General features: G+C 65.5%; 23 protein-coding genes. 10 read left to right on the top strand and 13 right to left on the bottom strand.

Translation table 11 applies throughout. The features are described from left to right. Nucleotides 1-169: 169 nt before the first annotated feature. Nucleotides 170-985 (top strand): 4-hydroxy-tetrahydrodipicolinate reductase, encoded by an 816-nt coding sequence (gene dapB, locus GGD63_RS39375; protein WP_183250572.1) that lies wholly within the window; start codon nt 170-172, stop codon nt 983-985. A 19-nt stretch (nt 986-1,004) separates the two neighbouring features. Continuing rightward, the gene (locus tag GGD63_RS39380; protein WP_183250573.1) at nt 1,005-1,628 is read left to right on the top strand and encodes a 2,3-bisphosphoglycerate-dependent phosphoglycerate mutase; all 624 of its coding nucleotides are present in this window, start codon (nt 1,005-1,007) and stop codon (nt 1,626-1,628) included. Nucleotides 1,629-1,836: 208 nt separating this feature from the next. Here the strand turns inward: GGD63_RS39380 and GGD63_RS39385 are convergent, their stop codons facing one another. After that, nucleotides 1,837-2,733, bottom strand: coding sequence for a bifunctional helix-turn-helix domain-containing protein/methylated-DNA--[protein]-cysteine S-methyltransferase (locus GGD63_RS39385; RefSeq protein ID WP_183250574.1), 897 nt, complete (start codon nt 2,731-2,733; stop codon nt 1,837-1,839). A 54-nt stretch (nt 2,734-2,787) separates the two neighbouring features. Then, a complete protein-coding gene (locus GGD63_RS39390; RefSeq protein WP_183250575.1) occupies nt 2,788-3,306 on the bottom strand; it encodes a DUF2244 domain-containing protein in 519 nt (172 codons plus the stop codon). A 22-nt stretch (nt 3,307-3,328) separates the two neighbouring features. Here GGD63_RS39390 and nth point away from each other — a divergent pair, with 22 nt between their 5' ends. The 3 genes from nth (at nt 3,329) to GGD63_RS39405 (ending at nt 7,002) form a co-directional block, all read left to right on the top strand. Then, nucleotides 3,329-4,096, top strand: coding sequence for an endonuclease III (nth, locus tag GGD63_RS39395; RefSeq protein ID WP_183250576.1), 768 nt, complete (start codon nt 3,329-3,331; stop codon nt 4,094-4,096). Between the two features lie 157 nt (nt 4,097-4,253). Beyond that, on the top strand, nt 4,254-5,387 hold the full coding sequence (locus GGD63_RS39400; RefSeq protein ID WP_183250577.1) for an HlyD family secretion protein: 1,134 nt from the start codon (nt 4,254-4,256) through the stop codon (nt 5,385-5,387). After that, nucleotides 5,374-7,002, top strand: coding sequence for an MFS transporter (locus GGD63_RS39405; protein ID WP_183250578.1), 1,629 nt, complete (start codon nt 5,374-5,376; stop codon nt 7,000-7,002). The genes GGD63_RS39400 and GGD63_RS39405 overlap by 14 nt, the downstream gene beginning before the upstream one ends. Before the next feature lie 6 nt (nt 7,003-7,008). Here the strand turns inward: GGD63_RS39405 and GGD63_RS39410 are convergent, their stop codons facing one another. The 3 genes from GGD63_RS39410 to GGD63_RS39420 form a co-directional block, all read right to left on the bottom strand. After that, on the bottom strand, nt 7,009-7,749 hold the full coding sequence (locus tag GGD63_RS39410) for a sulfate transporter family protein (protein ID WP_183250579.1): 741 nt from the start codon (nt 7,747-7,749) through the stop codon (nt 7,009-7,011). 259 nt (nt 7,750-8,008) lie between these two features. Beyond that, nucleotides 8,009-8,455 carry a nickel-responsive transcriptional regulator NikR gene (nikR, locus tag GGD63_RS39415; protein WP_183250580.1) on the bottom strand — a complete coding sequence of 149 codons (447 nt, stop codon included), beginning with the start codon at nt 8,453-8,455 and terminating at the stop codon, nt 8,009-8,011. Nucleotides 8,456-8,663: 208 nt separating this feature from the next. Next, nucleotides 8,664-11,138, bottom strand: coding sequence for a heavy metal translocating P-type ATPase (locus GGD63_RS39420; protein ID WP_409334120.1), 2,475 nt, complete (start codon nt 11,136-11,138; stop codon nt 8,664-8,666). 56 nt (nt 11,139-11,194) lie between these two features. Between GGD63_RS39420 and GGD63_RS39425 the strand changes: the two genes are divergently transcribed. Next, on the top strand, nt 11,195-11,470 hold the full coding sequence (locus tag GGD63_RS39425; RefSeq protein ID WP_183250582.1) for a metal-sensitive transcriptional regulator: 276 nt from the start codon (nt 11,195-11,197) through the stop codon (nt 11,468-11,470). A gap of 222 nt (nt 11,471-11,692) precedes the next feature. On the opposite strand, the gene GGD63_RS39430 is transcribed toward GGD63_RS39425, so the two are convergent. Continuing rightward, entirely contained in the window at nt 11,693-12,658 is a 966-nt protein-coding gene (locus GGD63_RS39430) for a YiiX/YebB-like N1pC/P60 family cysteine hydrolase (RefSeq protein ID WP_183250583.1), read from the bottom strand. 192 nt (nt 12,659-12,850) lie between these two features. Here GGD63_RS39430 and GGD63_RS39435 point away from each other — a divergent pair, with 192 nt between their 5' ends. Then, nucleotides 12,851-14,239: an NAD(P)/FAD-dependent oxidoreductase gene (locus GGD63_RS39435; RefSeq protein WP_183250584.1), complete on the top strand. Its 1,389-nt coding sequence runs from the start codon at nt 12,851-12,853 to the stop codon at nt 14,237-14,239. A gap of 85 nt (nt 14,240-14,324) precedes the next feature. On the opposite strand, the gene GGD63_RS39440 is transcribed toward GGD63_RS39435, so the two are convergent. The 4 genes from GGD63_RS39440 to pheS are packed head-to-tail and all read right to left on the bottom strand — an operon-like array spanning nt 14,325 to nt 18,984. Next, the gene (locus GGD63_RS39440; protein ID WP_183250585.1) at nt 14,325-15,095 is read right to left on the bottom strand and encodes a sulfite exporter TauE/SafE family protein; all 771 of its coding nucleotides are present in this window, start codon (nt 15,093-15,095) and stop codon (nt 14,325-14,327) included. Continuing rightward, a complete protein-coding gene (gene pheT, locus GGD63_RS39445) occupies nt 15,092-17,500 on the bottom strand; it encodes a phenylalanine--tRNA ligase subunit beta (RefSeq protein WP_183250586.1) in 2,409 nt (802 codons plus the stop codon). Before pheT ends, GGD63_RS39440 begins: the two co-directional genes overlap by 4 nt. Nucleotides 17,501-17,509: 9 nt before the next feature. Beyond that, the gene (locus GGD63_RS39450) at nt 17,510-17,905 is read right to left on the bottom strand and encodes an ASCH domain-containing protein (RefSeq protein ID WP_409334121.1); all 396 of its coding nucleotides are present in this window, start codon (nt 17,903-17,905) and stop codon (nt 17,510-17,512) included. Next, nucleotides 17,902-18,984 (bottom strand): phenylalanine--tRNA ligase subunit alpha, encoded by a 1,083-nt coding sequence (pheS, locus tag GGD63_RS39455; protein ID WP_183250587.1) that lies wholly within the window; start codon nt 18,982-18,984, stop codon nt 17,902-17,904. Before pheS ends, GGD63_RS39450 begins: the two co-directional genes overlap by 4 nt. A gap of 151 nt (nt 18,985-19,135) precedes the next feature. Here pheS and GGD63_RS39460 point away from each other — a divergent pair, with 151 nt between their 5' ends. Further along, a complete protein-coding gene (locus tag GGD63_RS39460) occupies nt 19,136-19,561 on the top strand; it encodes a hypothetical protein (protein ID WP_183250588.1) in 426 nt (141 codons plus the stop codon). 3 nt (nt 19,562-19,564) lie between these two features. Here GGD63_RS39460 and rplT read toward each other — a convergent pair whose 3' ends face one another. Further along, on the bottom strand, nt 19,565-19,924 hold the full coding sequence (rplT, locus tag GGD63_RS39465) for a 50S ribosomal protein L20 (RefSeq protein ID WP_027561620.1): 360 nt from the start codon (nt 19,922-19,924) through the stop codon (nt 19,565-19,567). An 80-nt stretch (nt 19,925-20,004) separates the two neighbouring features. Further along, nucleotides 20,005-20,205 carry a 50S ribosomal protein L35 gene (gene rpmI / locus GGD63_RS39470; RefSeq protein WP_008539890.1) on the bottom strand — a complete coding sequence of 67 codons (201 nt, stop codon included), beginning with the start codon at nt 20,203-20,205 and terminating at the stop codon, nt 20,005-20,007. Between the two features lie 273 nt (nt 20,206-20,478). Between rpmI and GGD63_RS39475 the strand changes: the two genes are divergently transcribed. Then, nucleotides 20,479-20,883 carry a hypothetical protein gene (locus tag GGD63_RS39475; protein WP_183250589.1) on the top strand — a complete coding sequence of 135 codons (405 nt, stop codon included), beginning with the start codon at nt 20,479-20,481 and terminating at the stop codon, nt 20,881-20,883. 67 nt (nt 20,884-20,950) lie between these two features. Here the strand turns inward: GGD63_RS39475 and infC are convergent, their stop codons facing one another. Then, complete coding sequence (gene infC / locus GGD63_RS39480; protein ID WP_080134054.1) at nt 20,951-21,490, bottom strand: translation initiation factor IF-3; 540 nt, start codon at nt 21,488-21,490, stop codon at nt 20,951-20,953. A 251-nt stretch (nt 21,491-21,741) separates the two neighbouring features. On the opposite strand from infC, the gene GGD63_RS39485 reads away from it, so the two are divergent. After that, nucleotides 21,742-22,530, top strand: a complete 789-nt coding sequence (locus GGD63_RS39485) for a carboxylesterase (RefSeq protein WP_183250590.1) — start codon at nt 21,742-21,744, stop codon at nt 22,528-22,530. Nucleotides 22,531-22,630: the final 100 nt, after the last annotated feature.

Genomic DNA, 22,630 nt, shown 5'->3' on the forward strand with positions numbered 1-22,630 from the left:
GCTGCGCTAGCGCAGCGCCGCAGCGGACCGAACCATGAACGACTGTCACCTATCGATCCGGTCTATTGTGTTACCCATCCATCCGCTGGACAGCGCCTGCGCCGCCTGATCCCCTCGGTTGCCGGAACTGCATCCCCCCGCTACAACGGCTTCCGAAGAGGATCACACCATGTCCGACATGCGCTTGATTGTTGCAGGAGCCGGCGGCCGGATGGGCCGTGCGCTGGTGCGGGCGATTGCCGAGAGCAACGGCGCGGTGTTGGCGGGCGCGCTGGAGGCGCCGGGCTCCGACCTGCTCGGCAAGGATGCCGGCGTGCTCGCAGGCCTGCCGGCCAACGGCATCAAGCTCTCCGCCGATCTCTGGGCGATGTCAAAGGACGCCGACGGCATCCTCGATTTCACCGTACCGGCCGCGACCATCGCCAATGTCGCGATCGCCGCCGAGCGCGGCATCGTGCATGTCATCGGCACCACCGGGTTGTCCGGTTCCGACAACGCCGTGATCAAGAGCGTCACCAATCGCGCGGTGGTGGTGCAATCCGGCAATATGAGCCTGGGCGTCAATCTGCTCGCCGCCGTGGTGAAGCGCGTCGCCAAGGCGCTCGATCAGACCTTTGACATCGAGATCGTCGAAACCCATCACCGCATGAAGGTCGATGCGCCCTCGGGTACGGCACTGATGCTGGGCCAGGCCGCAGCCAGCGGCCGTGGCGTCACCCTCGATGACCATTCCGAGCGTGGCCGCGACGGCATCACCGGCGCCCGCCGGCCGGGCAATATCGGTTTCGCCTCCTTGCGCGGCGGCACCGTGGCCGGCGACCACAGCGTGACTTTCCTCGGCCCGTTCGAGCGCCTGACGCTGTCGCACCAGGCCGAGGACCGCATGCTGTTCGCTCACGGTGCGCTCAAGGCGGCGCTGTGGGCGCACGGCAAGGCGCCGGGGCACTACTCCATGGCCGACGTGCTCGGCCTATCCGACATCTGAAAAACACGGAAAGCTGTTGATGAGTGAACGTCTCCTCGTGCTCGTGCGCCACGGCCAGAGCGAATGGAATCTGAAGAACCTGTTCACGGGCTGGAAGGACCCTGATCTCACCGAGCTCGGCGTGAAGGAAGCGAAGGAAGCCGGCCGCAAGCTGAAGGCGCAGGGCCTCGTGTTCGACGTCGCCTTCACCTCGGTGCTGACGCGCGCGCAGCATACGCTCGATCTCATCCTCGGCGAGCTCGGCCAGGAGGGTCTGCCGACCTCGAAGGACGTCGCGCTGAACGAGCGCGACTATGGCGATCTCTCCGGCCTCAACAAGGACGACGCCCGCAAGAAATGGGGCGAGGAGCAGGTACATGTCTGGCGCCGCTCCTACGACGTGCCGCCGCCCGGCGGCGAAAGCCTGAAGGACACACTCGCGCGCGCATTGCCGTACTACGTGCAGGAGATCCTGCCCGGCGTGCTCAACGGCAAGCGCACGCTGGTTGCCGCCCACGGCAATTCGCTGCGCGCGCTGATCATGGTGCTGGAAAAGCTGTCGCCGGAAGGCATTCTGAAGCGCGAGCTCGCCACCGGCGTGCCGATCATCTACCGGCTGAATGCGGATTCGACCGTGGCCTCGAAGCTGGATCTGGCGGGCTGATCTCTTCGCCTCTCCCCGCGTGCGGGGAGAGGCCGGAATTTGCGAGAGCAAATTCCGGGTGAGGGGGACTCTCCGCGAGTCTAACTCTCACCGTCTCTGCGGAGACTCCCCCTCACCCCGACCCTCTCAGCGCGAGCGAAGCTCGTCGCGGCCCCGCATCCGCCTTCGCCAAGGCTTCGGCGGACATGAGCGGGGCGAGGGAGAAGATCTACTGCACCCCCACCCGCCCGGCTTCCCAGCCCAGCATCGCCTGCTTGCGGGTGATGCCCCAGTGATAGCCGGTGAGGGTGCCGCTCTTGCCGAGCGCGCGGTGGCAGGGCACGACGAACGAGACCGGGTTCTTGCCGACGGCAGCGCCGACGGCGCGCGAAGCCTTCGGGCTGTTGATGTTGCAGGCGATGTCGGAATAGGACACCGCGCGGCCCATCGGAATCTTCAGCAGCGTCTCCCACACCCGCACCTCGAAATCGGTGCCGATCAGCACCACGCGCAGCGGCTGGTCCGGCCGCCAGAGTCTCGGGTCGAAGATGCGCGCGGCGAGCGGCGCGGTGCCTTCGTGATCTTCGACATAGGTCGCGTTCGGCCAGCGCCGCGTCATGTCGGCGAGCGCGATCTTCTCCTCGCCGTGATCGGCGAAGGCGAGGCCCGACAGGCCGCGGTCGGTCGCGATCACGATGGCGGTGCCGAACGGCGAGGGATGGAAGCCGTAGCGCAAGGTGAGCCCCGCGCCGCCGTTCTTCCATTCACCCGGCGACATCGCTTCATGGGTCACGAAGAGATCGTGCAGCCGGCCCGGGCCTGACAGGCCGGAGTCGAGCGCGGCATCGAGGATGCTTGCGGAGTCCCGCAGCAAGCCCTTCGCATGGTCCAGGGTGAGCGCCTGCATAAAAGCCTTCGGCGTGATCGAGGCCCAGCGGCGGAACAGATGGTGCAGCTCATCCGGCGTGACGCCGGCCGCATCCGCCATCGCCTCGATGGTCGGCTGCGCGCGCCAGTTCTCCGAAATGAACGCGATCGCCCGGCGCACGGAATCATAGTCGCGCAGCGCGGCGTTCTGGGGGCCCGGCTTGGCCAGGCGCTGGTCATGGATTGCGAGTGTCATCATGGCCGGAAATGTAGGAGAGGGGCGGCTGGGAAACCACCCGATTTCCGACTGGGATCAACTGATCGGGTTGTAGGTCGGGCCGCGCCTGGCGGCGTTCAGCGCCTCGACCAAGCCTTTGTAAAAGCTTGCCTTTTCCTCAGGTCCCAGGAACCTCGCGATCTGGATCTGGTGGCCGCGCGAGATCAGGTAGAGATGCTCGATGCCGAAATCCTCGTCGACTTCCATGTCGAGGCGGACCCAGAGCGGATTGAAGGTCCACTCGGCGACCTGGCCGCGATGGCTGATGCGCCTCACGCGCAGCTCGGAGGTCGTGACGGTGATCTCCTCGCGCGCTCGGGCGGTGCGGAAATTGGCCTTGAAGGCCCACCACACCACGAGCACGTCGAGGCCGAAGAAGCCGAGCACGGGCCAGGCGCCCTTCATCAGGAAGGCGAGGCCGGTGGCAAAGCTGACGACGCTCAGGAACAGCATGACGGCGAGGAAGCCGGTGCGGTTCAGCGAGCGGTGCGGCGTCAGCAGCGCGGAGAAGATCTGTACTTCGTTCTCGCGCTCAATTTCGTTGCCTGTGCTCATCGTCCCTCAGTATATCCCGATCATGGCGAAAATCACCCGCAAGCCGGTCCCGCGCAAAGCCGCCGTGCCGAAGAAAAAGGCAAAGGCGACCGTCGCCAAGCCCAAGCCCGCTAAGAAATCCGCGCCGGCCAGGAAGTCGCTCAAGGCTATAAAACCCTGGACGCCCGCGGAGATTCACGAGGTCTTCAGCCGCTTCCGCAAAGCCAATCCGGAGCCGAAGGGCGAGCTGGAGCACGTCAACCCGTTCACGCTGCTGGTCGCCGTGGTGCTGTCGGCGCAGGCGACCGATGCTGGCGTCAACAAGGCGACACGCGCATTGTTCGAGGTCGCCGACACGCCGCAGAAGATGCTCGACCTCGGCGAGGAGCGCTTGCGCGACTACATCAAGACCATCGGCCTCTATCGCACCAAGGCCAAGAACGTCATCGCGCTGTCGGCCAAAGTGCTCAGCGATTTCGGCGGCGCAGTGCCGCGCACGCGTGCTGAGATCGAGTCATTGCCCGGTGCGGGGCGCAAGACCGCCAATGTCGTGCTCAACATGGCCTTCGGCGAGCACACCATGGCGGTCGACACGCATGTTTTTCGCGTCGGCAACCGCACCGGACTTGCGCCCGGCAAGACGCCGCTCGAGGTCGAGCTTGGTCTCGAAAAGGTGATCCCGGCCGAGTTCATGCTGCATGCCCATCATTGGCTGATCCTGCACGGCCGTTATACTTGCCTCGCGCGCAAGCCGCGCTGCGAGGTGTGCCTGATCAACGACCTCTGCCGCTGGCCGGAGAAGACGGTGTGAGGCAGGACTTGCTGTCATTCCGGGGCGATGCGTAGCATCGAACTATGGTGCGCAATTGCGCACCTGAGAATCTCGAGATTCCGGGTCCGGTCCTTCGGACCGTCCCGGAATGACGGTGGTGAGATTTGCATTCTGCAAAACGGTTTTGGGGCCATTCGTGAGTCAACAAGAGCAAGTCTCGTCGCCGCCTGCCGCAGCCCCAACCGCGCCGCCCAAGCCGACACAGCCGCCGGCCTCCTCGCTCAGGAGTCGGCTCGCAATTCCGCTGTTCGCCGTCATCGTCGCGCTCGCCTTCGTCGCGCTGGCGACGCTCCGCTTTGACGAATGGGTCGGCAATGCCGTGGTCCAGACCACCAACGACGCCTATGTGCGCGCCGATCTGACGCGGCTCTCGAGCCGCGTCTCCGGCGAGGTGCTGACCGTTGGGGTCACAGACTTCCAGCGCGTCAAGGCCGGCGACCTGCTGATCCAGATCGATCCCGCGGATTACCAGGCCCAGGTCGCACAATCCGAGGCCGCGGTTGCCGCTGCACGAGCGGTGCTCGACAATCTCAGCAACCAGATCGAGCTGCAATATGCGACGATCGCGCAGGCCGAAGCTGCGCGGCTGTCGGCGGAGGCGCTGCAGGTCGAGGCCAGGCAGGAGCAGGAGCGCCAGCAATCGCTGTCGCAGACCGAGGCCGGCACGCGGCAGCGGCTGGAGCAGGCGGTTGCGGGTCTCGCCAAGGCGCAGGCCGACGTGCGTGCGAGCCGCGCGGTGATCGCGGCCCAGCAGCACCAGCTCGAGGTTCTGCAAGGCACCAGGAAGCAGCGCGCCGCCGATGTCGAAGCGGCCAAGGCGACGCTGGCGAGCGCAAAACTGAAGCTCGGCTATACCAGGATCACCGCGCCGTTCGACGGCGTCGTCGGCGAGCGCCAGGTGCAGCCCGGCGACTACGTCAACATCGGCACCAATCTCATCAACGTGGTGCCGCTGCCGAAAGTGTACGTGATCGCGAACTACAAGGAGACGCAGCTCACGCATGTCGCGCCGGGGCAGCCGGTCGAGATCACCGTCGACAGTTTCCCGCGGGAGAAGCTGCGCGGCAAGGTCGAGCGCATTGCCCCCGCGACCGGCGCGCAGGTCGCACTGCTACCGCCGGACAACGCCACCGGCAATTTCACAAAAGTGGTGCAGCGCATTCCCGTTCGCATCCAGTTCGACGACAATCAACCGTTGCTGGCGCGGCTGGTGCCCGGAATGTCGGTGGTCACGAGCATCGATACGAAGGGTGCGAATGACGGAAAATGACGATGCCGGCCGCGGCCCCGTCTCGCGCGGCGGCATCGCGCCGCAACCGCTGTTTGCCGTGGCGGCGGTGCTGCTCGGCTCGTTCCTGGCCAATTTCGACAGCCGCCTGACCACGGTCGGCCTGCCCGATCTGCGCGGCGCGTTCGGTCTCAGCTTCGACGAAGGCGCCTGGCTCTCCACCGCCGGCATCGGCTCGCAGATTTTTATAGCGCCCGCGGTCGCATGGCTTGCGACCGTGTTCGGTCTGCGCCGCGTGCTTGGCATCCCGAGCCTGATCTACGCCGTGGTGTCGGCGACCATCCCCTTCGTGCACGATTACCCGACGCTGCTTGCGCTCAGCGTCGTGCATGGCCTCCTGCTCGGCACCTTCGTGCCGGCGACGCTGATGATCGTGTTCCGCAATCTGCCGATTCGCTGGTGGCTGCCGGCGATCTCGATCTATTCGATCCGGGTCGGCTTCGCGCTGGACACCTCGAGCTCGCTGGTCGGCTTTTATGTCGATCATCTCGGCTGGCAATGGCTGTACTGGCAGGGCGTCGTGATCGCGCCGCTGATGGGATTGATGGTTTACCTGGGCACGCCGAACGAGCCGGTGAACCGCGCGCTGCTGCGCGAGGCCGATTGGGGCGGCATGCTGCTGCTCGGCGCGGGGGTCTCGATGATCTATGCCGGCCTCGATCAGGGCAACCGGCTGGACTGGCTCGGCTCCGGCACGGTGATGGCACTGCTCGCCGGCGGCGCGGCGCTGTTCGCTTGCTTCCTCGTCAACGAGTCGCTGGTGCGGCAGCCCTGGGCGCATGTGAACGTGCTGTTCTCGCGCAATATCGGCCTGTCGCTGGTCGTCATCCTGCTCTACACGCTGACGTCTCTTTCCAATTCATCGCTGGTGCCGAACTTCCTCGGCAATGTCGGCCTGCTCCGGCCGGAGCAGAGCGGATTGTTGCTGCTGACCTACGGCGCGCTGCCGATGTTCGTGCTGGTGCCTGTCTCGATCTGGCTGCTGCGTCATTTCGATGCGCGCGTGGTGACGGTGCTGGGCTTTGCCTGCTTTGCCGCAGCCAACCTCTGGGGCACCCAGCTCACCCACGACTGGGCGCGCGAGGATTTCATCGGCATCGTCCTGCTGCAATCGATCGGTCAATCGACGACGCTGCTGCCGATCATCATCATGGCGCTGTCGAACTCCGATCCGAGCCGTGCGACGTCGTTCGCCGCCTATATCCAGATCATGCGGCTCGGCGGCGCCGAGATCGGCGTGGCGCTGATGGGGACGTGGCTGCGCGTCCGCGAGCAGGTCCATTCCTTCTATCTCGGCCAGAACCTCGCGGTCGGCGATGTCGACGTGGTTCGCATGCTCAAGCAGCTCGCTGACCATTTCGCGACTCATGGCGCTGGCCTCGCCCAGGCGCGCGCGGTGGGAACGCTCGCGGGCTTCGTGCAGCGCGAGGCCAACGTGCTCGCCTATATCGACGGGTTCTGGCTGTGCTTCTGGCTGGCGATGGCCGCGCTCGGCTTCATCGCCCTGATCACCCGCGCGCCGCCCGGTCCGTTCACGCCGGCATCGTTCGGCTTTGCCAGGATGCTGTTGCGGAAGTGCGGGGTGAAGGTGGCGTAGAACGCGTCACCGCATCTGGCGCGCCGGTTCGATCAGCTCGGGGCGCGGGCCGGATAGCCGCTTGTGCATGTGGACCATGAAGGCCATGCCGAAGATCGGCGTCGCCAGGTTCACGATCGGGATCGAGACGAAGGCGGCGATGAACAGGCCGGCGGTGAAGATGGTTGCGGCATTGTCGCGTCGCATCGCCTTGGCTTCCTCCGGCGGGCGGAAGCGCATCGCGGCGAGCTCGAAATATTCGCGGCCCAGGAGCCAGGCGGCGGCGATGAAGAAGATCAGGAAGCCCGCGCCAGCGAACAACACCAGCGGCAGTGCAGCCAGGTAAACCAGAATGGCCAGCAGCGCGGTCTTGACGCCCTCGAAGATCGCCTGGTTGAACGGCAGCGCCACGCCCGTGCGCTCGGCGGGATAATGCTCGCGCTCGACGATTTCGGCGACGTCGTCGACGAACAGGCTCGCCACCAGCGATGTGATCGCCGGCATCAGGAAGATGCCGCCGAACACGACGCCGAGGCCGGCCGCGATCGAGACGATCCAGGACAAGACCTCGAGCGAGGAGTGCCAGCCGGGTCCGAGCAGGCCTTCCAGCCAGACCTCGCCATAGGTCGCAAACCAGCTCAGCAGCCGCTGCAGGCCGATCGCCAGCACGGTGATCAGCACCAGCGCGAGCCCGATCGATCGCCACAGGATCGAGCGCATCGGCGGTGAGATCATTTGCGACAGCGCCTTCACGGCGGCATCCAGCATGGGGGACCCTCTGAGGTAGATTACCCGCGAGAGGTAGATACCGAATGCGGCTTCGGCAAGGGAGGGCGGCTGTGGCTTAAGGCCGACCGCGCGGCTTCCCTTCTCCCCTTGCGGGAGAAGGTGGCGCGAAGCGCCGGATGAGGGGTATCTATCCGCACGGAGTGCTCGGAGACATACCCCTCACCCGTCTCGCCGCTCCGCGGCGAGCCACCCTCTCCCGCAAGGGGAGAGGGGTCCGCACTGCCCGTGCAGCTTGATCTCACTCGTGCCGGTGCCCGTGCTTGCGCGCCTTCATCTGCTTGCCATCCCCCGTCGGGATCATCACCACGCGGCCGTAGCGCACGCCGCGTTCGGCGATGATGTGGTCGGCGAAATGCCTGACCTCATCGGCTGCGCCGCGCAGCGCCGTCATCTCCATGCAATTGTTGTCGTCGAGGTGGACGTGGAGCGTCGCCAGCGCGAGATCGTGGTGGCCGTGGAATTCCTGCACCAGCCGTTTCGACAGGTCGCGCGCGGCGTGGTCGTAGACATAGACGAGGCCGGCCACGCATTGGCCGGTCTGCGCCGTGTCCTCGGCGCTCCGCTGCAAGCCGGCGCGCGTGAGGTCGCGGATGATCTCGGAGCGGTTCTGGTAGCCGCGCGCCTCCGCCGCGGCGTCGATCTCCGCCAGGAGGTCGTCCTCGATCGTGATCGTTATCCGCTGCATCAGATCCTCTCCGCGCGTCTTGCTCCTCTTACCTCGCCCCGCAAGCGGGGAGAGGTCGGAATTCAAGCGTAGCTTGAATTCCGGGTGAGGGGGACTCTCCGCGAGTCCAACTGTCACCAGTTATGTGGAGACGCCCCTCACCCCAGCCCTCTCAGCGCGAGCGAAGCTCGTCGCGCCCCCGCGAAGAGTGGGGAGAGGGAGTTCACTGTCACAGCCGTGTCGCACGAAGCCGCAATGCGTTGCCGACCACGCTCACCGAGGACAGCGCCATCGCCGCCGCCGCGATGATCGGGGACAGCAGCAGGCCGAACGCCGGATAAAGGATGCCGGCCGCGATCGGAATGCCGGCGGCATTGTAGATGAAGGCGAAGAACAGGTTCTGGCGGATGTTGTTCATGGTCGCCTGCGACAGTTTTCGCGCCCGGACGATGCCGACGAGATCGCCCTTCAGCAGGGTGATGCCGGCGCTCTCCATGGCGACGTCCGTGCCGGTGCCCATGGCGATGCCGACTTCGGCAGCGGCCAGCGCCGGCGCGTCATTGACGCCGTCGCCGGCCATCGCGACGCTGCGGCCGGCCTTTTGCAGCTTCGTCACGACCGCGCTCTTCTGGTCCGGCAGCACCTCGGCCTCGACATCGGCGATGCCGAGCCGGCGCGCCACGGCCTCGGCGGTCGTACGGTTGTCGCCGGTCAGCATGATCACCTTGATGCCTTCCTCGGCCAGCGCCTTCAGCGCCTCCGGCGTCGAAGCCTTGACCGGATCGGCAATCGCGAACAGACCGGCCAGCCGGCCGTCGATGGCCATGTTGATCACGGTCGCGCCGTCGCCGCGCAGCCGTTCGGCCTCCGCGTCGAGCGTCCTGGTGTCGATGCCGGTCGAGGACAGATATCTGGCATTGCCGAGCACGACAGTCCTGCCGTCGACCTTGCCGGTCGCGCCCTTGCCCGTCGGCGAATCGAACTGCTCGACCTGGCCGAGGGTGAGCTGCTTTTCCTTCGCCGCGCGCACGATGGCGTCGGCCAGCGGATGCTCGCTGGCGCGCTCGACGGTGGCCGCGATGCGCAGGATGTCGTCTTCCGCAAAGCCGGACGCCGGCACGATCGTGACCACCTTGGGCTTGCCCTCGGTCAGCGTGCCGGTCTTGTCGACCACCAGCGTGTCGATCTTCTCCATCCGCTCCAGCGCCTCGGCGTTCTTGATCAGCACGCCGCCTTGCGCGCCGCGGCCGACGCCGACCATGATCGACATCGGGGTCGCCAGGCCCAGCGCACAGGGGCAGGCGATGATCAGCACGCTGACAGCGGCAACGAGCCCGAAGGCGAGCCGCGGCTCCGGCCCGAACCAGGCCCAGGCGGCAAAGGCGGCGATGGCGACGACGATCACGGCGGGCACGAACCAGCCGGCGACCTGGTCGGCGAGACGCTGGATCGGCGCGCGCGAGCGCTGCGCGTCCGCGACCATCTGGACGATCTGCGACAGCAGCGTCTCGCGCCCGACCTTGTCGGCGCGCATGATGAAGCTGCCCGACTGGTTCAGCGTGCCGGCGATGACTTTTGCGCCGGTTTCCTTGGTGACCGGCATGGATTCGCCTGTCACCAGCGACTCGTCGAGCGAGGAGCGGCCCTCGAGAATGACGCCGTCGACCGGCACCTTCTCGCCGGGACGAACGCGCAGGCGATCGCCGGCATGGAGTGTGTCAATCTCGACCTCATGCTCGCTACCGTCGGCATCGACGCGGCGCGCGGTCTTCGGGGCGAGCTGCAACAGCGCCTTGATCGCGCCCGACGTCGCATCGCGGGCGCGCAGCTCCAGCACCTGGCCGAGCAGCACCAGCACGGTGATGACGGCCGCCGCCTCGAAATAGACCGCGACCGCGCCCTCATGCTCGCGGAACGTGGCGGGGAAGATCTGCGGCGTGACCGTGCCGAGGACGCTGTAGACATAGGCAACGCCCGTGCCCATCGCGATCAGCGTGAACATGTTGAGGTTGCGCGTCAGCAGCGACTGCCAGCCGCGGACGAAGAACGGCCAGCCGGCCCACAGCACCACGGGCGTGGCAAAGACGAGCTGGATCCAGTTCGACAGCGTCGGATCGATCCAGTTGTGGGGGCCTGCAAAATGGCCGCCCATCTCCAGCGCCACCGGCGGCAGCGACAGCACGCCGCCGATCCAGAACCGCCGCGTCATGTCGGCGAGCTCCGGATTGGGGCCGGTCTCCAAGCTAGCAACCTCCGGCTCCAGCGCCATGCCGCAGATCGGGCAGGTGCCGGGGCCGACCTGGCGGATCTGCGGATGCATCGGGCAGGTGTAGATCGTGCCTGCGGGCATCTCGGGCTCGGGTGCCTTCTGCGTTTCGTTTCTCTTGGCGAGGTATTTTGTGGGATCGGCGGCGAATTTGGTGCGGCAGCCGGCCGAGCAGAAATGGAAGGTCTCGCCGTGATGTGTGAAGTGGTGCTTCGAGGTCGCGGGATCGACCGTCATGCCGCAGACGGGATCTTTGACCTTGCTCATGGCGTCGGCATGGTCATGTGCGTGATGATGGGCGTGGCCGGCGTGATCGCCGTGTCCGCCGCAACAGGACGACCCCGCCGGCTTGGCCGCCGCCGGCGCGGCCTTTGCGGAACAACCGCAGCCGGAATGTCCCTCGGCGTCGTGATGATGCTCGTGTTCGTTCATTGCCATGCTCCGGCCTTGCACCTGGTCTTGCAACCTATACCCGGCAGGGGTATATAGACGGCATGCGCAAGGACATCAAGACATCTGTCGGAAAACGTCTCGGCCGGATCGAGGGCCAGGTTCGCGGCCTGTCGAAAATGGTAGAGGAAGACCGCTACTGCATCGACATCGTGACGCAGATCTCGGCGGTGCGCGCCGCGCTGCGTCGGGTCGAGGAAGAGGTCCTGAAGGACCACGTCGCCCATTGCGTCGAGCACGCCATCACCAGCGGCGACAAGACCGACCAGCGCGCGAAGATCGCGGAGCTGATGGCGGTGATCGGACGGGCGGAGCGGTAGGGACGTGCGATTCTGAGGGGCGAACGATCTCTCCCCAGCGTCGTCCCGGCCTAGTGCGCAATTGCGCGCGGGGGCCGGGACCCATAACCACAGGGAGTGGTTTGGCGAAGATTGGAAGTTGATTCCTACGTCGGTACCAAGACCGTCCACGCTGGAAAGATTCCGCGGTATGGGTCCCGGCCCCCGTGCGCAATTGCGCACTAGGCCGGGACGACCGTGGAGCTAAGCCGTCATCCCTCGCGCCCGCGCGCGATGCATCGCGAGCTCGCTCAGCAGCACGAAATGCTCGGAGAACGCGGCGGTGATCTCCGCGGGTTGCGCGTTTACTTCCTCAGCCGGAACTTCAGCCGGCGTCTCTTCGTCAATCGCTTCAGGAACGAGCGGCGGCGCACGGAGCGTTTCTGGAAACACACTGAAAGTGCCCGCCACCTCCTCGAGCGGCTTTTGCTTGTCGGCCCAGTGCAGGGCGGTGTAGTCGAATCCGTTGACGATGGTCGGCTTGACCACCTCGAAATAGGGCGAGATGTCGAAGTCGCGGGGCATGTAGAGCGAGGAATCGCGGATGTGCAGGATCTCGCGCCTTGCGGCGCGGCTGCCGGCCTTGGTGATCTTCGGCAGGATCGGATAGCGCACCGCGTCGAACGCCTGCGCGATCAGCGCCGAGCAGATGATCTTGGTCGGGTCGCCCGAGCCGATCGCGATCATGCGCCGGCGCCAACGCTGCGGTATCGGCAGCGGGAACAGATAGCGCATGAGGTCGAGGATGTTCTTGGTGTCGTAGCCGAAGCCGATGCGGTTGATCGCATAGCGGCAGACCGTGGTGCGGTCCTCATAGGACAGCCCAACCGGGCGGCAGACGCGGGTGTGATACGGGAAATATTTCGACAGCGGCGCGGAGGTGACGCCCTCACCGATATTGGCCTCGATCAGCACATGCGGCTCGCCGTCGGGCTCCAGGGCGCCCTCGACCGGGCCGACATAGAGCGCGGCATGCGACCAGGTCGACTGCGTCAGATATTTGATGATGCCGGAGATGCGGTTGTTGCCCTCGACCAGCAGCACGTCGCCGGGCTCGATGATGCCGCGCAGATGCTCGGGGTCGCTGGGCGTGAACGGCTCATAGCCCGGCACCTCCTTCGAGAGGTACGCGGCAATCAGCTTGCCGAATGAATCAAGGACCGTCCCCATGTCGAACTCCCCCACAGCCTTTTCCGGCCGTCTTTTTTCCCTTCTCTATCATGGTCGAAACGTGTTGCAATTCGGTTCATCACTCTGTGAGATCAAGCACGATTGATTCACCATGATGGTTGCTGTGCAACATCAGATGCGGCAAGGTTCGCGGGCTGTTCCCGTTCGCCGCAAGTCTCCGGAAACCATGACATGACAATCACGCGCCGCGGTTTCCTTTCGGCGTCGGCGGCCCTTGCCGCCATGCCGGTCCTGCGCGCAACCGCCGCGCCCCTGCCGCGCGAGGCCGACATCGTCGTGATCGGCGCGGGCGCGGCTGGAATTGCCGCAGCGCGGCGTATCATGGCGGCCAATCGCAAGGTCGTGGTGGTGGAGGCGGCTTCGCAGGTCGGCGGCCGCTGCATCACGGATACCACGACCTTCGATGTGCCGTTCGATCGCGGCGCGCGCTGGATGCACAATCCCGAGACCAATCCGATGATCCGCCTGGCACGCAGCGCCGGGCTCGACGTGCTGCCGGCGCCGGCCGGCCAGAAGATGCGCATCGGTCGCCGCAATGCGCGCGCGGGCGAGACCGAGGAATTCCTGGCGGCGCTGGTGCGCGCCAACCGCGCCATCGACGAGGCTGCGCGCGGCAAGCTCGACACCTCCTGCGCGTCCGTGTTGCCGAAGGATCTCGGCGACTGGGCCGGCGCGGCCGAGTTCATGCTGGGGGCGAGCTTTGCCGGCAAGGATTTGAGGGAGCTGTCCGCGATCGACAAGGCGCGCGCACAGGACCGCAATGCGGCGATCGCCTGCCGCCAGGGGCTGGGCACGCTGATCACGAAGCTCGGCGAGCAGGCGCCGGTCGCGCTGTCGACGCCGGCGAGCCGGATCGCCTGGAGCAACCGCGACGTCAGCGTCGAGACGCAGAGCGGCAAGATCGCCGCACGCGCGGCCATCATCACGGTCTCGAGCAACGTGCTGACATCGGGCGCGATCAAGTTCGCACCCGACATTCCCAAGCGCACGTTGGACGCGGCATCAAAGCTCACCCTCGGCAGCTACGACCACATCGTGCTGCAACTCCCCGGCAATCCGCTCGGCCTGTCGCGTGACGACATCCTGATCGAGCAGAGCAACTCGACCCGCACGGCACTGATGTACGCCAATATCGGCGGCTCCTCGCTGTGCTCGATCGATGTCGGCGGCTCGTTCGGTCGTGATCTCTCCCAGCAGGGCGAGAAGGCGATGGCCGCCTTCGCGAAGGAATGGATCTCAAGGCTGTTCGGCAGCGAAGCTGCAGCCGTCGTGCAGAAGACTAGCGTCACGCGCTGGAATGCCTCGCCTTACGTGATGGGCGCGATGTCGGCGTCCTCGCCCGGCGGCCAGCTCTCACGAAAAATCCTGACCGAGCCGATCGGCAATGTGTTCCTCGCTGGCGAAGCCACGCACGAGACATTGTGGGGCACCGTCGACGGCGCCTGGGAAAGCGGCGAACGCGCCGCGGACGCGGCCCTGCGCAAGATCGGCGCGATCAAGGACGAGCCGGCCGACGTGCCGACGCAATCGACGAAGAAGCGGCGGGCCAAGCCGCAGTAAGGGCAACCAAGCCGCAACAAACTCCGCCGTCGTCCCGGACAAGCGCGCCCCTAAGGCGCGCAGATCCGGGACGACGGCTGAGATTTCAGCGCAACACCCCGTCCAGCGCCGGCAGCCCGAAAATCACCGCGAGCGCGATCAGCACGTAGCAAATCCCGCGAAACACCTTCTCGCTGGCACGACCGAACAGCGACGCGCCGAAGGCGACGCCGAGGGCGTAGACCGGGCCGACGATCAGCGACAGCACCAGCGATTCGCGGCTGATCAGGCCGGTGGCGGCGTAGCTGACCATCGAGAAGAAATCCGATGCGCCAAAGAACAGCAGGATGTTGGCGCGCGCGACGATCGGCGCGATCGGGCGGCCGAGCCAGTAGCCGACGATCGGAGGGCCGCCGGTCTGCGCGAGGCCGCTGCAGAAGCCCGAGAGGCCGCCGATGCCGACCGAGAGCCAGGCGTGGTCCCTGCCGCGATAGCGCCAGCCCGACAGCAGCAGAAGCAACAGCGCCGCGACGAAGCAGGAGATGATCCAGCGCGTGGTGACGGGCTCAAGCACGTTGAGGAAATAGGTGCCGACGGGCACGCCGATCAGCGCGCCCAGCACGATCACCGCAGTGGCCTTGCGGTCGGCTTTTCGCCACGCATCCGGCAGCAGCGGCGCGGCCGCGACGAAATCGATCACGAGCAGCAGCGCGGCGACGAGCCGCGGCGCCGCGATGCTGCTGGCCAGCGGCATGAAGATCAGCGCCGAGCCGAAGCCGGAGAAGCCGCGCGCGGTGCCCGAAATGAATGCGACGGCGCAGAGCGCCGCCGCGATGGTGAGGCTGACGTCCTTCGGGAGGAAGTCCGCGAAGGTCATCCGCGCAAGATGCCGCCGGTCTTCTTCGTCACATCGGCCACGATCTTCGCGGCCACGGCCTCGATCTCCTGATCGGTCAGGGTCTTCTCACGCGGCTGAAGCGTGACCGCGACCGCGATCGACTTCTTGCCATCGTCGATGCCCTTGCCTTCGTAGATGTCGAAGACGTTGACGGCGGTGATCAGCTTCTTGTCGACGCCTTGCGCAGCGCGGACGATGTCGCCGGCCTTCACGTTGCGGTCGACGATGAAGGCGAAGTCGCGCGTAACAGGCTGGAACGCAGACAGCTCGATCAGCGGCTTGGCGCGGGTCGGCTTCTTCTTTGCCTCCGGGATGCGGTCGAGGATCACCTCGAACACCATCAGCGGTCCGTCGGCGCCGAGCTCCTCGAGTGCGCGCGGATGCACCTCGCCGAAATGACCGAGCACGTTCTGCGGCCCGATCTGGATCGTGCCGGAGCGGCCCGGATGCAGCCAGCCGGGTCCGCCGGCGACAATCTGCAGCGCCTGCATCGGCGCGCCGGCCGCGGCCAGCACCGCCAGCGCGTCGGCTTTGGCGTCGAACACGTCGGCCTGCGCCGAGCCGGTCCAGTGCCGCCCGAGGCCTTCGGACGAAGCAAAGCCGCGGCGCACGCCGCTCGCCGCCATGAACTGGTCCTGCGGGCGATCGCCCTTGAAGACCTGGCCGACTTCGAACAGCGCGACATCGCCAAAGCCGCGATCGGCATTGGCCTGCGCCGCCGCGATTAGCCCTGCGAGCAGGGTCGGGCGCATGTCGGAGAGATCAGATGCGATCGGGTTCGCCACTTCGAGCACGCGCTGGCCGCCGCCGAACAATTCGGCCGCGGGCTTGGCGATGAACGACCAGGTGACGGATTCGACCATGCCGCGGCTCGCCAGTGCGCGCCGGGCGCGGCGGGTGCGCAGCTGCAGCGGCGTCAGCACGGGTTTGCGCGCTTCCTCGCCGCGCTCGAACGGCGTCATCGGGACCTTGTCGACGCCGAAGATGCGGACGATCTCCTCGACGATGTCCGCCTTGCCGTGCACGTCGGAGCGCCAGGACGGCACCGCGACCTTCACCACCGGGCCGGGGCCCGCCATCATGAAGCCGAGATGGGTCAGGATGCGCTTCATCTCGACCTGAGGCACCTCGATGCCGGACAGGCGCTTCACTTCCGTGACAGGGAAGTCGATCACGCGATCGTCGCCGAAGGATTTGCCGACCACGACGTTCTCGGATGGCGCGCCGCCGCACATTTCCATCACCAGCCTGGTCGCGAGCTCGAGGCCGGGCACCATGAAGGCCGGATCGACGCCGCGCTCGAAGCGGTAGCGCGCATCGGAATTGATGCCGAGCTTGCGGCCGGTCTGAGCGATGTTGATCTCGTTCCACAGCGCCGACTCGATCAGCACGTCAGTCGTGTTCTCGTCACAGCCCGAGGCTTCGCCGCCCATGATGCCGGCGAGCGATTCGACGCCGTGCTCGTCCGCGATCACGCAAATGGTGGGATCGAGATTGTAGGTGCGGCCGTCGAGCGCCAGCAGCGTCTCGCCGTCGTGGGCGCGGCGCACGACGAGGTTGCCCTTCACCTTCTTGGCGTCGAACACGTGCAGCGGGCGCGCGCGGTCGTAGGTCATGAAGTTGGTGATGTCGACCAGCGCGTTGATCGGGCGCAGCCCGATCGCGGTCAGCCGCTTCTGCAGCCATTCCGGCGATGGCCCGTTCTTGACGCCGCGCACGAGGCGGAGCGCGAAGCCCGGACAGAGCGAGGCGTCCTCGACCGTGACCTTCACGGGGCACGGGAATTCGCCCTTGACCGGCTTGATCGTGGGGTCCTTGAACTTGCCCATGTCGGCGGCGGCAAGATCGCGCGCAATGCCGTGCACGCCGGTGCAGTCCTGCCGGTTCGGCGTCAGGTTGATCTCGACCACGGGGTCGCCGAGCGCGGCCCATTCGGCGTAGCCGGCACCGATCGGCGCGTCCGCCGGCAATTCCATGATGCCGTCATGGTCGTTGGAGATCTGCAATTCGGCCGCCGAGCACAGCATGCCGCGGCTCTCGACACCGCGGATGGTGCCGACGCCGAGCGTAATGTCCTTACCGGGAATGTAGGTGCCGGGCGGCGAGAACACGCTGACGAGACCCGTCCGCGCATTCGGCGCGCCGCACACGACCTGCACGGGCGCTCCACCATCGCCGGTGTCGACCATGCAGACGCGCAGGCGATCCGCGTTCGGATGCTGCTCGGCCGAGATCACCTTCGCGATGGTGAACGGCTTCAGCGCCTTCGCCTTGTCCTCGATGTTCTCGACCTCGAGCCCGATCATGGTGAGCTTCTCGGCGAGCCTGTCCAGCGGCTCGTCGGTCTCGAGGTGGTCCTTCAGCCAGGAGAGGGTGAATTTCATTTTGCGTTCCTAGAAAACCTCGACCAGGCGTAAGCGTTCGCACATCAGCATCATGTCTTCGCGAAACTTGCCTTGCCGACCGAAATAGTTGCGATGCGCGTTGCGCCAGTAGTCGAGACTGCGATCACCTTCGCCTTCGTCGAAGGCAAAGGCCGCATCGACCTCGCCGAAGCGGCGATAGCTCACCTCGGTCGATTCGATGATGCAGCGTGGCTCGCCGCGTCCGTCGAGCACGATCCAGCGTTCGCCCGGTGTCGAGGTGTTGGGCTCGTCCTCGGTGCTGCATGTCGCGGTCTTGACGCCCCGGATCACGAGATCGAGCAACTCGTCGGCCAGCGCCGGTCCGTCGCCGAAGGCGAACGACCGCAAGCCGCGATATTGCTCCGGGACGGCGCTCAGGTTCACGTGCTCAATCCCCCCGCGAGCGTCGGGACTTCCAGCGGCTTGAAGCCGTAATGGGACAGCCAGCGGACGTCGCTGTCGAACAGCTGGCGCAGGTCGGCGATGCCGTATTTCAGCATGGCGATGCGGTCGATGCCCATGCCCCAGGCAAAGCCCTGGTACTCGTCGGGATCGATGCCGCAGGCGCGCAGCACGTTCGGATGCACCATGCCGCAGCCGAGAATCTCCAGCCAGTCCTCACCCTCGCCGAAGCGGATCTCGCCCTTGTCGCGGCGGCACTGGATGTCGACTTCCAGCGACGGCTCGGTGAACGGGAAGAACGAGGGCCGGAAGCGCATGTTGATGTGATCGACCTCGAAGAACGCCTTGCAGAACTCGTGCAGGATCCATTTGAGGTGGCCGAGATGCGAGCTCTTGTCGATGACGAGGCCTTCGACCTGGTGGAATTGCGGCGTGTGGGTCGCGTCCGAATCGATGCGGTAGGTGCGGCCCGGGCAGATCACGCGGATCGGCGGCTTCTGGCTCAGCATCGTGCGCACCTGCACCGGCGAGGTGTGGGTTCTGAGCAGCATGCGCGAGCCGTCCTCCTTCGGATGGAAGAAGAAGGTGTCGTGCATCTCGCGCGCCGGATGGCCTTCCGGAAAATTCAGTTTGGTGAAGTTGTAGTCGTCGGTCTCGATATCGGGACCTTCGGCGACCGAGAATCCCATGTCGGCGAAGATGGTGGTGAGCTCGTCCCAGACCTGGCTCAGCGGATGGATGCGGCCGGCCTCTGCCGGCGCATCGCGCAATGGCAAGGTGACGTCGACGGTCTCGGACGCGAGCCGGGCATCGAGCGCCGCCGATTTCAGCACGTCGCGCCGTGCTGCGAGCGCCTGCGTGACCTTGTCCTTGGCGAGGTTGATCGCGGCGCCTTGCGTCTTGCGCTCGTCCGGCGACATCTTGCCGAGCGTGGCAAGCAGCGCCGAGATCGAGCCCTTCTTGCCGAGGGCTGCGACGCGCACCGCTTCCAGGGCGGCTTCATCGCCGGCGGCGGCGATCTGGTCGAGGATGGATGTTTCGAGCGTTGCGAGGTCGGACACAGTCAAATCCTTGGCTCTAAATTCGGCAGGGTTGTCGCCGCCCGAAGGCCGTAACGTCAAGCAAAAAGCCGGTCATTTCGGGCACATGGCCGGCTGGGTTGAACCCTGCGCGGGGACCCGGCACCAAGGGGGATAGGAGGAGACCTTTGCGATGCTTTCGAGATCCTGTCTTGCCGTTGTTCTTGCCGTTCTGGTTCTCGTCCTGTCGGTCGCAGGCACCCCTGCGCGCGCCATGGTCTGCATGGAGACATCCATGACGCTGGATGAGGTCGTCGACACCATCAACAAGCAGAAGAGCTGCGAAAGCGCGATGAAGGTGTTTCAGGATTGCCAGTTGACCGCGAGCGGCGATGTCCAGCTTGGCGCCGCCGTCGAAAAGAAGTGCGAGGCGGACTTCATACCCGGCCTCAACGCGGCGCAGAAGCAGGCCTACCAACGCGAGATGCGCGTTTGCGATCAAAAGTACCGGAATAAATCCGGCACCATGTATCTCTCGTTCGCGGCCTTCTGCCGGGCGGAGGTCGCCCAGCGCTACTCGCAACGCGCGCTGAAGGCTGCGGGCCAGAAGGCCCGCTAGCCCTTAGGCAGCCAGAGCGGCCTTGGCCTTCTCGGCGATCGCCTGGAACGCCGCGGGCTCGCTGATCGCGAGATCCGACAGCACCTTGCGGTCCACGGTGATCCCGGACTTGGCCATGCCGTCGATAAATCGGCTGTAGGTCAGGCCGAACGGACGGACGGCAGCGTTGATGCGCTGGATCCAGAGCGCGCGGAACGTCCGCTTCTTACGCTTGCGGTCGCGGAAGGCGTATTGCTGGGCCTTCTCCACGGCCGGCTTGGCGGCGCGGATGGTGTTCTTGCGGCGGCCGTAGAAACCCTTGGCGGCCTTGTAGACTTTCTTGTGCTTGGCGTGGGCGGTCACACCGCGTTTGACGCGAGACATGACGAAATCCTTCAGAGATGACTTTGGTTATCGGATTGCCGCACGGAATGCGGCAGGGATGGCAGTGATCGTGGACGCGATCAGGCGTTCGGCAAGAAGTACTTCTTGACGTTGTCGCCGTCGGTCTTGAACAGCACGCGGGTGCCGCGGAGCTGACGGATCTGCTTCTTCGTCCGCTTGATCATGCCGTGACGCTTGCCGCGCTGGGCGTGCATCACTTTGCCGGTGGCAGTCACCTTGAAGCGCTTTTTAGCGCCCGATTTGGTCTTCAGCTTGGGCATTTGGCTCTCCTAATGGCCATAGAAATCCGCCCGCGAAGGCGGCTGGCCGTCAAAAATGCTCGTTAGAGCGTTGATTGTGCTCAGATTTTGCGAACAAGCGCGAAACCCGCACGAAACACCGCCACGGCAGCCCTTAATCAGCCGGGCGATGAAGGCTGGGCTTATGACAGAGGACAAGCCAATTGGCAACGATGAACCGCCGAAACCTGCCCGCCGACTATTGGAAGTTGCCACCCCTCATGTCCAAGCCTCGTCGCCTGAAGCAGGTCCAAAATGGCCCATTTCCCGCAACTTCTGATTTCACTCGCGGATTTCACCCGCCCGCGCCATCTGGCGCTGTTCGCCGTGCTCGCCACGACGGCGCTCCCCTCAACTGCCGACGCTCGCGCCGGCGGCTATGACGGCATCTGGAACGTCACCTTCGCCACCACCCGCGGCAATTGCAGCTCGGGCTACAGCGTTCCCTTCACCGTGATTGGCAGCCGCGTCTCCTCCGCTGGCGGTGGCCGGGTCTCGGGCCGCGTCAACCGCTCAGGCGCTGTCGCCGTCCAGGTCTCGGTCGGCGCCTCCCATGCCAGCGGCGGCGGTCGGCTCGCCGGCGTGTACGGCGCCGGGTCGTGGAGAGGTATCATCTCCGGCGACCAGTGCAGCGGCACCTGGCAGGCGACGCGGACCTGAAAAACAAAACGGCCCGCCGGAAATCCGGACGGGCCGTTGAACTTTTAAAGTTCCAGAGCGTTTCGCGTCAGCGCGGCGCCAGCACCATGACGACCTGACGGCCTTCGAACCGCGCGTCCTGCTCCACCTTGGCGAGCTCGGCGACGTCGGTCTTGATCTTGTCCAGAAGCTTGGTGCCGATCTCCTGGTGCGCCATTTCGCGGCCGCGATAGCGCAGCGTGATCTTGACCTTGTCGCCCTCTTCGAAGAACCGCTGCATCGCGCGCATCTTCACGTCGTAATCGTGATCGTCGATCATCGGGCGGAGCTTGATCTCCTTGATCTCGACGGTCTTCTGCCGCTTGCGGGCTTCCGCGGCTTTCTTCTGAGCGGAATACTTGTACTTCCCGTAGTCCATGATCTTGCAGACGGGAGGGCTGGTATTCGGCGAAATCTCGACCAGATCCATGCCAGCTTCCTGGGCCATCCGGATGGCGACGACGGTCTCGACCGTGCCTTTGTTATCACCGGTCTGATCAATCAGCTGGATCTGCGCATTGCGGATATCATCATTGATGCGCGGCCCGTCTTTGCTGGCAGCGGGCGGAGCTTTATTAGGACGGCGAATGGGTGGTTCTCCAAAGTTGTGAAAGAAGCGGCTATTTTGAAGGAAGATGCGTTTGCCGGCAAGCAAGTCGCTCGTGCCCTGGTCGAAATACCCTCAAATGCGAGGCATTTTGGCCACGCCCTCCGGCACGTTGACGGACATAGACACCTTGCTTCTGTTCCGCAAGCGTCCCAAAGGGCCAATGCCGATGTCAGGCAGCGTCGCAGAATACGTCCGGACAGCTCAAACCGCACAGCCAGAGTAAACGTTCCATGACCGATACAATTTCCGATGCCGTGCTCGACTTTATCGAATTGGGCGAGGGGCCGTCCGCGCGCCGGATCGCGGTGCGCCACCGTGCCGGAAAGGGACCTGGCCTCGTCTGGCTCGGTGGTTTCAAGTCGGACATGCAGGGCGGCAAGGCCGTGGCGCTGGACGCCTGGGCCAGAGACAGCGGCCGCGCGGTGGTCCGGTTCGACTATTCCGGCCACGGCGAATCCAGCGGCGATTTCGCCGACGGAACCATCGGAAGCTGGCTCGAGGATAGCGTCGCCGTGTTCGAGCGGTTCTGCGACGGCCCGCAGATCCTGATCGGCTCCTCCATGGGCGGCTGGATGGCGCTGCTGCTTGCGCGCGAGATCAGGAAGCGCAGCAGCAAGGGGTCGCTGGCAGGCCTCGTGCTGATCGCACCGGCGCCCGACTTCACCGAGGAACTGATGTGGAAGAATTTTTCAGCCGCGGTGAAGAAGGAGATCGAGACCAAAGGCTTCTGGCTGCGGCCGTCGGACTATGGCGACGGCTCGCCCTATCCGATCACGCGGAAGCTGATCGAGGAGGGACGCAATCATCTCGTGCTCGGCAGCGCCATCGATCTCGGCTGCCCCGTCCGCATCCTGCAGGGCGCGCAGGATCCCGATGTGCCCTGGCAGCACGCGTTCGCGCTGACGCATCGCCTGCCGGCCGACGACGTCGTGCTGACCCTGATCCAGGACGGCGACCACCGCCTGTCACGCCCGCAGGACATCGCGCGCATTCTTGCTGCGGTGGCCGAGATCGGGTGAGATCTTTGTCCAGCGGATGGATGGGTAACACAATAGACCGGATCGATAGGTGACAGTCGTTCATGGTTCGGTCCGCTGCGGCGCTGCGCTAGCGCAGCGC

It is taken from the genome of Bradyrhizobium sp. cir1 (assembly GCF_014198245.1).
Lineage (GTDB): Bacteria > Pseudomonadota > Alphaproteobacteria > Rhizobiales > Xanthobacteraceae > Bradyrhizobium.

Excerpts from the sequence above, each read along its gene's own strand:
- dapB (WP_183250572.1), top strand. The coding sequence starts at position 170 with ATGTCCGACATGCGCTTGATTGTTGCAGGAGCCGGCGGCCGGATGGGC.
- GGD63_RS39380 (WP_183250573.1), top strand. The coding sequence starts at position 1,005 with ATGAGTGAACGTCTCCTCGTGCTCGTGCGCCACGGCCAGAGCGAATGG.
- GGD63_RS39385 (WP_183250574.1), bottom strand. The coding sequence starts at position 2,733 with ATGATGACACTCGCAATCCATGACCAGCGCCTGGCCAAGCCGGGCCCC.
- GGD63_RS39390 (WP_183250575.1), bottom strand. The coding sequence starts at position 3,306 with ATGAGCACAGGCAACGAAATTGAGCGCGAGAACGAAGTACAGATCTTC.
- nth (WP_183250576.1), top strand. The coding sequence starts at position 3,329 with ATGGCGAAAATCACCCGCAAGCCGGTCCCGCGCAAAGCCGCCGTGCCG.
- GGD63_RS39405 (WP_183250578.1), top strand. The coding sequence starts at position 5,374 with ATGACGGAAAATGACGATGCCGGCCGCGGCCCCGTCTCGCGCGGCGGC.
- GGD63_RS39410 (WP_183250579.1), bottom strand. The coding sequence starts at position 7,749 with ATGCTGGATGCCGCCGTGAAGGCGCTGTCGCAAATGATCTCACCGCCG.
- nikR (WP_183250580.1), bottom strand. The coding sequence starts at position 8,455 with ATGCAGCGGATAACGATCACGATCGAGGACGACCTCCTGGCGGAGATC.
- GGD63_RS39420 (WP_409334120.1), bottom strand. The coding sequence starts at position 11,138 with ATGGCAATGAACGAACACGAGCATCATCACGACGCCGAGGGACATTCC.
- GGD63_RS39425 (WP_183250582.1), top strand. The coding sequence starts at position 11,195 with ATGCGCAAGGACATCAAGACATCTGTCGGAAAACGTCTCGGCCGGATC.
- GGD63_RS39430 (WP_183250583.1), bottom strand. The coding sequence starts at position 12,658 with ATGGGGACGGTCCTTGATTCATTCGGCAAGCTGATTGCCGCGTACCTC.
- GGD63_RS39435 (WP_183250584.1), top strand. The coding sequence starts at position 12,851 with ATGACAATCACGCGCCGCGGTTTCCTTTCGGCGTCGGCGGCCCTTGCC.
- GGD63_RS39440 (WP_183250585.1), bottom strand. The coding sequence starts at position 15,095 with ATGACCTTCGCGGACTTCCTCCCGAAGGACGTCAGCCTCACCATCGCG.
- pheT (WP_183250586.1), bottom strand. The coding sequence starts at position 17,500 with ATGAAATTCACCCTCTCCTGGCTGAAGGACCACCTCGAGACCGACGAG.
- GGD63_RS39460 (WP_183250588.1), top strand. The coding sequence starts at position 19,136 with ATGCTTTCGAGATCCTGTCTTGCCGTTGTTCTTGCCGTTCTGGTTCTC.
- rplT (WP_027561620.1), bottom strand. The coding sequence starts at position 19,924 with ATGTCTCGCGTCAAACGCGGTGTGACCGCCCACGCCAAGCACAAGAAA.
- rpmI (WP_008539890.1), bottom strand. The coding sequence starts at position 20,205 with ATGCCCAAGCTGAAGACCAAATCGGGCGCTAAAAAGCGCTTCAAGGTG.
- GGD63_RS39475 (WP_183250589.1), top strand. The coding sequence starts at position 20,479 with ATGGCCCATTTCCCGCAACTTCTGATTTCACTCGCGGATTTCACCCGC.
- GGD63_RS39485 (WP_183250590.1), top strand. The coding sequence starts at position 21,742 with ATGACCGATACAATTTCCGATGCCGTGCTCGACTTTATCGAATTGGGC.